Source organism: Pseudomonas sp. P5_B2, from assembly GCF_056400445.1.
On the sequence record NZ_JBFULH010000112.1, the window covers coordinates 1 to 11,774 of the forward strand.

Consider the following 11,774-nt stretch of genomic DNA (forward strand, 5'->3'; position numbering starts at 1 on the left):
GTTTTGATCTGCGTCTGGTGGTCTACCTCTGTATTCCGCTGTTGCTGGCACTGTTCAGCGTCCGGGCCATGGCTGCTCGCGGGTTCTTCCGCTTCTGGCTGACCCTGGCGTCGAGCATCGCGCTGTTCCTCGGCCTGATGGAGATGGACTTCTACCGCGAGTTTCACCAGCGCCTCAACGGCCTGGTCTTCCAGTATGTGAAAGAAGACCCGAAAACCGTGATGAGCATGCTCTGGTACGGTTTCCCGGTGGTTCGCTATCTGCTGGCGTGGGCCTTTGGCACTTTGATCCTGACCCTGGCGTTCAAGGGCGCCGATCGTGCGACTCGTCCTCGCGGACCGTTCAGCGGTGGCAGCATCAGCACGCGACAGATCGCCCCGTGGTATGCCCGCATCGGCGTGTTCGTCGTCTGCCTGCTGATCTGCGTGGTCGCTGCTCGTGGCACCCTTCGTCAGGGCCCACCGATGCGTTGGGGTGACGTCTACACCACTGACTCGATCTTCGCCAACCAGTTGGGCCTCAACGGCACGCTGTCGCTGGTCGAGGCGGCCAAAAACCGTATGTCCGAAGATCGCGATAACATCTGGAAAGCCACTCTGCCGCAGCCCCTGGCCCAGCAGACCGTACGTGACCTGCTGGTAATGAAAGACGACAAACTGGTGGATGCCGAAACAGCCGCCGTGCGTCGTGATTACACGCCACCGGCCGACAAGACCCTGCCGATCAAGAACGTAGTCGTGATCCTGATGGAAAGCATGGCCGGTCACTCGGTCGGCGCGCTGGGTGGACCGGGTAACATCACGCCGTACCTCGACAAACTGTCGAAGGAAGGCCTGTTGTTCGATCGCTTCTTCTCCAACGGTACCCATACCCACCAGGGCATGTTCGCCACCATGGCCTGCTTCCCGAACCTGCCGGGTTTCGAATACCTGATGCAGACCCCGGAAGGCAGCCACAAACTGTCTGGCCTGCCGCAATTGCTCAGTGCTCGTGACTTCGAAGATGTATACGTCTACAACGGCGACTTCGCCTGGGATAACCAGTCGGGCTTCTTCAGCAACCAGGGCATGACCAACTTCATCGGTCGTAACGATTACAAGAACCCCGTGTTCTCTGATCCGACCTGGGGCGTGTCCGACCAGGACATGTTTGACCGTGGCCTGGTGGAGCTCAAGGCTCGGGAAAACGGCAAGCCCTTCTATGCCCTGCTGCAAACGCTGTCCAATCACACGCCTTATGCCTTGCCGACACCTTTGCCGGTCGAGCGCGTGACTGATCGCGGCAACCTCAACGAACACCTGACCGCCATGCGTTACTCCGACTGGGCACTGGGTCAGTTCTTCGAGAAGGCGCGTAAAGAGCCGTACTTCAAGGAAACCCTGTTTGTCATCGTGGGAGACCACGGTTTTGGTAACGAGCAACAAATCACCGAAATGGACCTGGGTCGCTTCAACGTACCGATGCTGATGATCGCGCCGGGTATCCAGGAAAAGTTCGGCCAGCGTGACCACACCGTTGGTACTCAGATCGACATCGTGCCGACCATCATGGGCCGTATTGGTGGCGAGGTTCGCCATCAGTGCTGGGGCCGTGACCTGCTCAACTTGCCGGAAGGCGACACCGGTTTTGGCGTGATCAAACCGTCGGGCAGCGAACAGACCACGGCCATTATCACGGCTGACCAGATTCTGGTGCTGCCGAAAGAGAAGGAAATGCAGCCTAAGATGTACCGCTACGAGTTGGGTGCCAATCCGCGTTCCGAGGTCGTTCCTAACGATCCACGTACTGCGGAACTGAAGCTCAAGCTCGAATCGTTCCTGCAGACGGCGACCAAAAGCCTGCTGGACAACACCGCTGGTGTAGTTGATGGCAAGCCGGACTAAGTTTTCGGCGCAATAGAAAAGAGGCCCTTTTTCAAGGGCCTCTTTTTTTGTCTGTTAACTCGTTATGTCCGTTAAATCTTGCCAAGCAACAGCAGAACCAACAGCACCACCAGCACCACACCGATGATACCCGACGGGCCATAACCCCAACTTCTGGAGTGTGGGAAAACCGGCAGACCACCGATCAGCAAGAGGATCAAAATAACGATCAGAATTGTGCCCATGTCTATTTCCTTGTTGAAAGTGTTCTGGAATGACCTGTCTTTTAACTGTCAGCTGGAAGGCAATAATTTCTAGCTGCTTACAAAGTCCGACCGGTGCGCGAGTCGGAAAATTCCATGTTTTTTTAATGTTTTTCGAAAGCAGGCTTATTTCATTTGTTGCAGCGTTAGTTAAGTCACACACGCCCACAGTTTGCTCGGGCCATTCAGCAATCTGATGGAGCGTGGGTCGGGCAATGTCCTTCGCTACACTCCGCGCATCTTCCCCGGAACCACAAGGCTGTTTGCTATGCAAAATCGCATGATGATCACTGGCGCAGGCTCGGGCCTGGGTCGCGAAATCGCGCTGCGCTGGGCGCGCGAAGGCTGGCAACTGGCATTGTCTGATGTCAGTGAACCCGGCCTGCAGGAAACCCTGAAACTGGTTCGCGAAGCCGGTGGCGATGGTTTTATTCAGCGTTGCGATGTACGCGACTACAGCCAACTGACCGCATTCGCCCAGGCCTGTGAAGAAAAGCTGGGCGGGATCGATATCATCGTCAATAACGCCGGTGTGGCTTCGGGCGGCTTCTTCAGTGAACTGTCGCTGGAAGACTGGGACTGGCAGATCGCGATCAACCTGATGGGGGTGGTCAAGGGCTGCAAGGCGTTCCTGCCGCTGCTGGAAGAAAGCAAAGGCAAGATCATCAACATCGCGTCGATGGCCGCTCTGATGCAAGGCCCGGCCATGAGCAACTACAACGTGGCCAAGGCCGGCGTGGTGGCGTTATCCGAAAGCCTGTTGATCGAATTGGCGCAGCAGGAAGTGAGCGTGCATGTGGTATGCCCGTCGTTCTTCCAGACCAACCTGCTCGACTCTTTCCGTGGTCCGACCCCGGCGATGAAGGCGCAGGTCGGTAAATTGCTGGAAAGTTCGCCAATCACCGCCACTGACATTGCCGACTACATCTACCAACAGGTAGCTGCCGGCGAGTTCATGATCCTGCCTCACGAACAAGGCCGCATGGCCTGGGCAATCAAACAGAAGAACCCGCAATTGCTCTACAACGAAATGACCGTCATGGCCGACAAAATGCGCGCCAAGGCCAAACAAAACGCTGGCTGAACTTGCCCGTAGCCGGCAGCGTCGTTAGGGTGGCCGCCATTGGCCATCCTCACGAGGCATCTGCATGCTCAATTACCTGTGGTTTTTCCTCGCGGCGCTGTTCGAAATAGCCGGCTGTTTCGCTTTCTGGATGTGGTTGCGCCAAGGCAAAAGCGTTTTGTGGATTGTGCCGGCGCTACTCAGCCTGACCTTGTTCGCGTTACTGCTGACCCGAGTCGAAGCCACTTATGCCGGGCGCGCCTATGCCGCCTACGGTGGGATCTACATCATCGCCTCGATCGGCTGGCTGGCGGTGGTCGAACGAATTCGTCCATTGAGCTCGGACTGGATTGGTGTGGCGCTGTGCGTGATCGGGGCCAGCGTCATTTTGTTTGGCCCGCGCTTCTCCGCGTCCTGAAGGATCGGTCCTGCATTCAATCGATTTGTCGGACGCTTCCGTCAGAGGTGATCGTCCAGCCCTGTAGGGCTGGACTGATTTGCCGCCATCGCATTGAAGACCCGCTAAACGCCGGGCATCTTCAAGGGCCGGCAATCCTTAAGGACCAATACCATGCTTGTACTCAGTCGCGTTGTGGGCGAGGTGATTTCCATCGGTGACAACATTTCAGTGCGTGTGCTCAACGTCAGCGGCAACACTGTGCGCTTTGGCGTCGAGGCGCCGCTGAGCGTCAATGTGCATCGGGCCGAGGTCTATGAGCGCATCCAGCTCAAACTGGCCAAGACCAAGGGTCGCTGAACCGTTCAGTCGAACAGATGCTTGGGCACATCGTGCTTGAGCATTAATTGGCACTGCTCGCTTTCCGGGTCGAAAACGATCAGCGCCTGGCCTTTGGTCAATGCCTGGCGAACCCGCAAAACACGGGTTTCCAGCGGCGTGTCATCGCCATTGTCTGTACCGTCACGGGTCACGAAGTCTTCGATCAGGCGGGTCAGGGTATCGACTTCAAGTTGGTCGTAGGGAATCAGCATAGGCACCTCGGTTAAACAATGGCGCGATGCTACGGCGAATGATCGGTGGCGGCTAGCTTGGCCTGATGTGTTGCCTGAGCGGCCGCCTTCGCGAGCAAGTCGAATCGTCGCACCGCCGCTCCGACATTCGACCGAGTTCCTCCAGAAGGAATGTGGTCGAATGTGTGCGGGCTTGCTCGCGAAGGCGATGAGTCAGGCACCGAAGATACTTGGGCTCGAACTCAATTTTCAGAGCGCTGCCCGACAAGGCTATCCACCGACGGCACCCGCGTATCACTTTCCATCTGCGTGTCATGTTCAATCTGATGACTGAACCGGTCCAGCGACCCCTTCGCCGGTTGCGCATCGCTGGCAAACACCGGTGGACTCAGAATGTAAGCGCCCAGCAAACGGCTCAATGCCGCAAGGCTGTCGATATGCGTACGCTCATACCCGTGCGTCGCATCGCAACCAAAGGCGAGCAGGGCGGTGCGAATGTCGTGCCCGGCAGTCACCGCCGAGTGCGCATCGCTGAAGTAGTAACGGAACAGGTCGCGACGCACCGGCAATTCGTTGTCGCTGGCCAGGCGCAGCAAATGTCGCGACAAGTGATAGTCATAAGGCCCGCCGGAATCCTGCATCGCCACACTGACCGCGTGTTCACTGGAATGCTGACCGGGCGCTACGGGCGCAATGTCGATGCCGACGAATTCGCTGACGTCCCACGGTAAGGCTGCCGCTGCGCCACTACCGGTTTCCTCGGTGATGGTGAACAGCGGATGGCAGTCGATCATCAACTCTTCGCCACTATCGACGATGGCTTTCATCGCCGCGAGCAATGCAGCAACGCCGGCCTTGTCGTCCAGATGCCGGGCGCTGATGTGGCCGCTTTCAGTGAATTCTGGCAAGGGATCGAAGGCCACGAAATCGCCGACGCTTATCCCCAGCGAGTCGCAGTCCGCGCGGGTGGCGCAATAGGCATCCAGGCGCAGTTCGATGTGATCCCAGCTGATTGGCATTTCGTCCACGGCGGTGTTGAAGGCGTGCCCGGAAGCCATCAGCGGCAACACACTGCCGCGAATCACGCCGTTGTCGGTGAACAGGCTGACTCGGCTGCCTTCGGCAAAACGGCTGGACCAGCAACCGACCGGCGCCAGCGTCAGACGTCCGTTATCTTTTATGGCGCGAACTGCCGCACCGATGGTATCCAAGTGAGCGGAAACGGCGCGATCGGGGCTGTTCTTCTTGCCTTTAAGGGTCGCGCGGATGGTCCCGCGACGGGTCATTTCGAACGGGATGCCCAGCTCTTCAAGGCGTTCGGCGACATACCGCACGATGGTGTCGGTGAACCCGGTCGGGCTGGGAATGGCGAGCATTTCCAGCAGGACTTTTTGCAGGTAGTTGAGATCCGGTTCGGGAAACTTGCTGGTCATGGAAACTCCTGATGAATGAAGAGCTGATCGTTCCCATGCTCTGCGTGGGAATGCAGCCGGGGACGCTCTGCGTCCCAAGGGCGGACGCGGAGCGTCCGGTGAGGCATTCCCACGCAGAGCGTGGGAACGATCAAGAAGGGAACTAGGCCGCCGGCTGACTATGCGGAAACAAAAGATCCACAAACCGCTCAGCCGTCGGCTGCGGCTCATGATTGGCCAATCCGGCGCGCTCATTGGCTTCAATAAACACGTACTCCGGCTGATCGGCTGCCGGCACCATCAAGTCGAGCCCGACCATCGGGATATCCAGCGCCCGTGCCGCACGCACCGCAGCATCGACAAGGGTCGGATGCAGAATCGCCGTGACATCCTCCAGTACCCCGCCCGTATGAAGATTCGCCGTACGCCGTACGAACAAATGCTCACCCGCTGGGAGAATGCTGCTGTAGTCATAACCCGCCGCATTCAACGTGCGCTGGGTCTCATGGTCCAGCGGGATTTTGCTCTCTCCGCTGGTCGCCGCCTGTCGACGCCGGCTCTGAGCTTCGATCAGCGCGCCGATGGAATGCTGGCCGTCGCCAACTACCTCCGCCGGCCGGCGAATCGCCGCCGCTACTACTTCAAACCCGATCACCACAATCCGCAGGTCGAGGCCTTCGTGAAAGCTTTCCAGCAGTACTCGACTGTCGAACGCACGGGCAGCTTCGATGGCTTGCTGCACCTCTTCGATCGTCCGCAAATCCACGGCAACGCCTTGCCCTTGTTCGCCATCCAGCGGTTTGACCACTACACGCTCGTGCTCATCGAGAAACGCGAGATTGTCATCGGCATTGCCGGCAAGTTGTTGCGAAGGCAGGTTCAACCCTGCGCCTTTGAGTACTTTGTTGGTCAGGCTTTTGTCCTGACACAACGTCATACTGATCGCGCTGGTCAGGTCGCTCAACGATTCGCGGCAGCGCACCCGTCGTCCACCATGGCTGAGGGTGAACAGGCCGGCATCGACATCATCCACATGCACATCAATGCCGCGTCGATGGGCTTCCTCGACGATGATCCGCGCATACGGATTGAACTCAGCCTCCGGCCCAGGCCCCAAAAACAGCGGCTGATTAATGCCGTTCTTGCGCTTGATGGCGAAGGTTGAGAGGTTGCGAAAACCGAGCTTGGCGTAAAGGTTTTTCGCCTGCCGGTTGTCGTGCAGAACCGACAGGTCAAGGTAGCTCAGCCCACGGCTCATGAAATGCTCGATCAAGTGGCGCACCAACACTTCGCCCACACCCGGCCGCGAACAATGCGGGTCGACCGCCAGGCACCACAGGCTGCTACCGTTTTCCGGATCGTTGAACGCCTTATGGTGATCGAGGCCCATGACACTGCCGATGACCGCGCCGCTGTCCTCATCCTCGGCGAGCCAATACACCGGGCCGCCCAGGTGACGCGGGGTCAGCAGACTCGCATCGATCGCCAGCATGCCCCGCAACTGATACAGCTGATTGATCGCCTGCCAGTCCTCATCGCTTTGTGCCCGGCGAATGCGAAAGCCACGAAACACGCGAGTGGCCTGACGGTAATCGCTGAACCACAAACGCAAGGTGTCGGACGGATCGAGAAACAATTGCGCCGGTTCCAGACCCAGAATTTGCTGGGGCGCGGCAACGTACAACGCAATGTCGCGCTCGCCCGGCTGCTCATTGAGCAACTCTTGGGCGAGGCTGGCCGGATCAGGGAAAGTGTGCCCGATCAGCAACCGGCCCCAGCCGCAATGCACGGCAATCGGCTCGGCACTCATTTCGCTGCCGTCTTCGGCCAGTCGCGCCTGCAAACGTTCATAGGAAGGCGTCTGGCCGCGCAACAAACGTTGGCTGTAAGCCGTGGCATGAGGTTTCATCGGTCAGATTCCTTGTTCGCTGAGCCACAGGTTCAGGGCCGCCAACTGCCACAGCTTGGAGCCGCGCAGCGGGGTCAATTGACCTTGCGGATCCGTCAGCAGACGGTCGAGCATGGCCGGGTTGAACAGGCCGCGATCCTGACCGGGATCGAGCAGCAAGTCGCGCACCCAGTTCAACGTATCGCCTTGTAAATGCTTGAGGCCGGGCACCGGGAAGTAACCTTTCTTACGGTCGATGACTTCACTCGGAATCACCCGTCGCGCCGCTTCCTTGAGGACCTGTTTACCGCCGTCAGGCAGTTTGAATTTACCCGGCACGCGGGCCGACAATTCCACCAGCCGATAATCGAGAAACGGCGTGCGCGCTTCCAGCCCCCAGGCCATGGTCATGTTGTCGACGCGTTTGACCGGGTCATCCACCAGCATCACCGTACTGTCCAGACGCAGGGCCTTGTCCACCGCCGCGTCGGCGCCGGGCTGTGCGAAATGTTCCTTCACGAAGTCACCGGCAGCGTCATTCGCTGTCAGCCATTTCGGCTGTACGGTCGCGGCGTAATCGTCGTAGGTGCGATCAAAAAATGCATCACGGTAAGCCGTGTAGGGATCGCTTGCGCCGTCGACCTGCGGGTACCAGTGATAACCGGCAAATAACTCATCCGCGCCTTGGCCGCTCTGGACCACTTTGCAATGTTTGGCCACTTCGCGGGACAGCAGATAGAAGGCGATGCAGTCATGGCTGACCATCGGCTCGCTCATGGCGCGGAACGCTGCCGGCAGCTGCTCGATGATCTCTTTTTCGTCGATGCGCAATTGATGATGCTGGGTGCCGTAGTGTTTGGCGATCAAGTCCGAATACTGAAATTCGTCACCACGCTCGCCGCCTGCATCCTGAAAACCGATGGAGAAGGTCGACAGGTTTTCCACGCCGACTTCCCGCAACAGCCCGACCAGCAGGCTCGAATCGACCCCGCCGGAGAGCAATACGCCGACATCGACCGCCGCACGTTGGCGAATCGCCACCGCATCGCGGGTGCTGTCGAGCACACGGTCACTCCAGTCTTCGAGGGTCAGGTTCATTTCGTCGGCGTGTGGGCCGTAGGGCAAGGTCCACCAGGTTTTCTGCGTGGTGCTGCCATCGGCCTCGATGCGCATCCAGGTGGCCGGCGGCAGTTTTTCAATGCCGGCCAACAAGGTGCGTGGCGCCGGGACCACGGCGTGGAAGTTCAGGTAATGATTGAGTGCCACAGGGTCGAGCATCGGATTGATGTCGCCCCCCTTGAGCAGCGCCGGCAACGCCGAGGCAAAGCGCAGTCGCTGGGCGGTGCGCGACAGGTACAGCGGCTTCACGCCGAGGCGGTCGCGGGCGATGAACAAGCGCTTGGCGTCACGTTCCCAAATAGCGAACGCATACATGCCGTTGAGCTTGGGCAGCAAAGCTTCACCCCAGGCGTGATAACCCTTGAGCAGCACCTCGGTGTCACCGCCGGAATAGAACGCATAGCCGAGGCTTTCGAGTTCGGCGCGCAGTTCCGGGAAGTTGTAGATCGCGCCGTTGAAGGCCAGGGACAAGCCCAATTGATTGTCGATCATCGGCTGCGCCGAGCCGTCCGACAGGTCCATGATTTTCAGGCGCCGATGGCCCAGGGCAATCGGTCCTTGAGCATGAAAACCCCAGGCATCCGGGCCGCGAGGGGCCAGGTGATGGGTGATTCGTTCAACGGCCGCGAGGTCCGCAGGTTGATGATCAAAGCGTAACTCGCCAGCTAATCCGCACATAAAGTCCTTACCGGTTTTTCCGTTGGGGAGGGTCAATCGGTACCCGACCAAGACGGTGGGTACTCAGAAACTGACCCGGTGGGGCGGTGGGAGTTTTAGATCGATAAGTAATAAGTCCTCGCGCAGAGCTGGGTGTCCGTAGCCGAAAAAAGGAGAGCGCGTGCGGTACATATTGCTGCCACGTATCGAAAATGCTGCTGCGTAAGCGACTGTATAGCCGAGGTTTTCGAGTTATTCATGGTGCGTTGAACACGCTACTTTATGGGCTTCTTCTGCTTGCAATAAGGAACATTGCGAATGTCAGACAAGGACCCCGTCACCCCGGCTACCCAGCCATTTACGGATACAGACCGGCTATCGGCATTGATCGACATGACTGGCGATCTGGAAAATGCCGAAACCCTGCAAAAGACTTTGCCCGCGTGGTTGACCGCCGCATCGCCGGAACGGATTACTGCGTTTGCCAACGCTATGCGTGAGCTTCAAGCCACTCAGCTCAAAGTTCAGCCGACGCTTGATGCGCTCAAGCCGCTGTATGAGTTCTGTCGCGTTGAACTGACCGAGGCGCTAAAGACGCAATTCAACGTTGAATTCGACGTTGAAAAAGACGGCGTTGAACTGCCGGGCTTCGACTGTGGTTGCCCTGGGTCGACCGCGACTGATGATGTTGCCAAACAAAAAGTGATCGCCAAGCGCAGCTTGTTACAGGCTGCGATGCACAACTTCACCGTGGACGAAACGGCTGACGACGGCTTTCCTCCGGGCGGAATTGTGCGTGTGGTTTCAACGCCGAGCGGTTTACCCAGGTTGACGCCCTCGGCATTTGCCAAAGTGTGCCGCGATCTTGACCTGGGGAAGCGCTACCGAACTCATTTCGAAACAACCTTCAAGCCTGCGACGGTCAGTGCGGACATCCGCCAACTCAAAATGAGTGCTCTGAAGGCTGATGCTCATTCGGCACTGATGAAAGGCCACATTGGCGATTCGGCTTTTCAGATGTTGCAAAGTCTGGAGTTGAACAGCGGCACGGGTAGCGCCGTGGGCGTGACGCCCATCCACTACGCGAGTGCCACGGTCCATATGCAAGGGCTGGAATTGTTCGGCACCTGTATCTGGGGCGTGGTTATCTTTTCAAAGCGCTCGCTAAAGGATCATCCGATCGACGGATGCGTGGTGTACATGCCGAACGAGCCAAACCGGCCTTTATACGAATACAGCACCTTCGCCCTGTTCGAGCACTACTTGACTCAACAGCTGAAGGTAAGCAGCTACGCGGACTTTTTTGCCGGTTACGTTGATGAAAACAACAAAGCCGACTTCTACACATCGCTCACCCAAAAGAAAGCCTTGAGCATTCAAGTCCCGCCCCTTCTCGCGACGCTGTTCAGTTTCCTGTACCAGAGCCATGTCACGAAGATGCAGAGTGATGCGCAGGTGCTGGCTGTGCCAACGGCAAAAGTCGACGCCGAAGAACGTCAGAAACGTCTGGAGGGATACGAAGAAGCAGGTCTGCTGATCGCCAATATCGCCGGGCTGTTTGTTCCAGTACTGGGGCAGTTGATGCTGGGGGTTGCCGTTGGGCAATTGTTGGGCGAGGTCTACGACGGCATTGAAGATTGGCGCCACGATGATAGAGCGGACGCGATGGCCCACCTGCTCAATGTTGCAGAAAACATTGCCATGATGGCGGCATTTGCGGCGGGGACCAAAGCCATCGGTTCGCTGTTCAAGAGGACTGTTGCTCAGCATCCGGATTTTTTCAGCCGGTTCACCTCGATCAGCAATGCGGCGGATAAACCCAGGCTCTGGTTGTTGGATGCAGCGCCGTACAGACGGTCGTTGGCGACGGATGTGATCGCCGATGGCAAGGGCATCTATCTAGTAGATACGCAGCGATTCATCAAAATCGAAGATGCCAACTATGCAGTTGAATTCGATATGACGCTTGCCGTGTGGCGAGTCAGGCATCCCGGTCGCCCTGATGCGTTTTCTCCCATCGTCGAACACAACGGCGAGGGAGGGTGGCGCTTTGCACATGAACAACCTGAATCATGGACCAGTGGCCTCTACGCTTTGAAGCGCATCAATCCACGTCTGGCCGCGATGGATGAGGGAAGGGTTGAAGCCCTGCGCAAACTCACCGATACCTCCGTCAGCCTGTTGAATAAGCTGGCTGAGGAAAACAAAGGGTTGCCGCCCCGGTTCAAGGACAGCATCGAGCGTTTTCGCATCGAACAAAGGCTGACCAATTTTATTGCGGACATGGAGAAAGGCTATGCGCGAGGGGCCGAGTATGCCCAAGAGCAACTACATACTTTGCCGTCCCTGCCGGGCTGGCCCGCAGACCGTTACATCGAAGTTCTCGACGACGAGCACAAGATCACCGCGATGTACCCGTCCACGACATTGGTCGCGGACGAAGAACTGAGTGTCGAAGTGACAGAGACGCAGTTGGCCAAGGGCGAGTTGCTGGATACGGTGGTGGCCGGGTTGTATCAGCGTGAAGTCGAGGCGTTGCTG

General features: G+C 58.1%; 10 protein-coding genes. 5 read left to right on the forward strand and 5 right to left on the reverse strand.

The features are described from left to right. The coding region (locus AC1DRJ_RS12020; RefSeq protein ID WP_477802339.1) for an LTA synthase family protein at positions 1 to 1,883 on the forward strand (1,883 nt) is incomplete at its 5' end. A 71-nt stretch (positions 1,884 to 1,954) separates the two neighbouring features. On the opposite strand, the gene AC1DRJ_RS12025 is transcribed toward AC1DRJ_RS12020, so the two are convergent. Continuing rightward, a complete protein-coding gene (locus AC1DRJ_RS12025; protein WP_477802346.1) occupies positions 1,955 to 2,113 on the reverse strand; it encodes a DUF3309 family protein in 159 nt (52 codons plus the stop codon). Between the two features lie 280 nt (positions 2,114 to 2,393). On the opposite strand from AC1DRJ_RS12025, the gene AC1DRJ_RS12030 reads away from it, so the two are divergent. The 3 genes from AC1DRJ_RS12030 to csrA all read left to right on the forward strand — a co-directional run bounded on the left by AC1DRJ_RS12030 (position 2,394) and on the right by csrA (position 3,945). Further along, the gene (locus AC1DRJ_RS12030; protein WP_452625451.1) at positions 2,394 to 3,209 is read left to right on the forward strand and encodes an SDR family oxidoreductase; all 816 of its coding nucleotides are present in this window, start codon (positions 2,394 to 2,396) and stop codon (positions 3,207 to 3,209) included. Positions 3,210 to 3,273: 64 nt separating this feature from the next. Further along, positions 3,274 to 3,606, forward strand: coding sequence for a YnfA family protein (locus tag AC1DRJ_RS12035; protein WP_477802340.1), 333 nt, complete (start codon positions 3,274 to 3,276; stop codon positions 3,604 to 3,606). A 153-nt stretch (positions 3,607 to 3,759) separates the two neighbouring features. Further along, on the forward strand, positions 3,760 to 3,945 hold the full coding sequence (gene csrA / locus AC1DRJ_RS12040) for a carbon storage regulator CsrA (RefSeq protein WP_477802341.1): 186 nt from the start codon (positions 3,760 to 3,762) through the stop codon (positions 3,943 to 3,945). 5 nt (positions 3,946 to 3,950) lie between these two features. Here the strand turns inward: csrA and AC1DRJ_RS12045 are convergent, their stop codons facing one another. From AC1DRJ_RS12045 to AC1DRJ_RS12060, 4 genes are all read right to left on the reverse strand, one after another. After that, positions 3,951 to 4,178, reverse strand: a complete 228-nt coding sequence (locus AC1DRJ_RS12045) for a YheU family protein (RefSeq protein ID WP_007945785.1) — start codon at positions 4,176 to 4,178, stop codon at positions 3,951 to 3,953. 221 nt (positions 4,179 to 4,399) lie between these two features. After that, the gene (locus AC1DRJ_RS12050; protein WP_477802342.1) at positions 4,400 to 5,590 is read right to left on the reverse strand and encodes an osmoprotectant NAGGN system M42 family peptidase; all 1,191 of its coding nucleotides are present in this window, start codon (positions 5,588 to 5,590) and stop codon (positions 4,400 to 4,402) included. A 142-nt stretch (positions 5,591 to 5,732) separates the two neighbouring features. Continuing rightward, a complete protein-coding gene (gene ngg / locus AC1DRJ_RS12055) occupies positions 5,733 to 7,478 on the reverse strand; it encodes an N-acetylglutaminylglutamine synthetase (protein ID WP_477802343.1) in 1,746 nt (581 codons plus the stop codon). Positions 7,479 to 7,481: 3 nt separating this feature from the next. Beyond that, positions 7,482 to 9,254 carry an N-acetylglutaminylglutamine amidotransferase gene (locus tag AC1DRJ_RS12060; protein ID WP_477802344.1) on the reverse strand — a complete coding sequence of 591 codons (1,773 nt, stop codon included), beginning with the start codon at positions 9,252 to 9,254 and terminating at the stop codon, positions 7,482 to 7,484. A 297-nt stretch (positions 9,255 to 9,551) separates the two neighbouring features. Here AC1DRJ_RS12060 and AC1DRJ_RS12065 point away from each other — a divergent pair. Next, positions 9,552 to 11,774: dermonecrotic toxin domain-containing protein (locus tag AC1DRJ_RS12065; protein ID WP_477802345.1), on the forward strand; the 2,223-nt coding region annotated here is incomplete at its 3' end.

Bases quoted from the DNA above. Each gene is read 5' to 3' on its own strand.
- AC1DRJ_RS12030 (WP_452625451.1), top strand. From the start codon at position 2,394: ATGCAAAATCGCATGATGATCACTGGCGCAGGCTCGGGCCTGGGTCGC.
- AC1DRJ_RS12035 (WP_477802340.1), top strand. From the start codon at position 3,274: ATGCTCAATTACCTGTGGTTTTTCCTCGCGGCGCTGTTCGAAATAGCC.
- csrA (WP_477802341.1), top strand. From the start codon at position 3,760: ATGCTTGTACTCAGTCGCGTTGTGGGCGAGGTGATTTCCATCGGTGAC.
- AC1DRJ_RS12045 (WP_007945785.1), bottom strand. From the start codon at position 4,178: ATGCTGATTCCCTACGACCAACTTGAAGTCGATACCCTGACCCGCCTG.
- AC1DRJ_RS12050 (WP_477802342.1), bottom strand. From the start codon at position 5,590: ATGACCAGCAAGTTTCCCGAACCGGATCTCAACTACCTGCAAAAAGTC.
- ngg (WP_477802343.1), bottom strand. From the start codon at position 7,478: ATGAAACCTCATGCCACGGCTTACAGCCAACGTTTGTTGCGCGGCCAG.
- AC1DRJ_RS12060 (WP_477802344.1), bottom strand. From the start codon at position 9,254: ATGTGCGGATTAGCTGGCGAGTTACGCTTTGATCATCAACCTGCGGAC.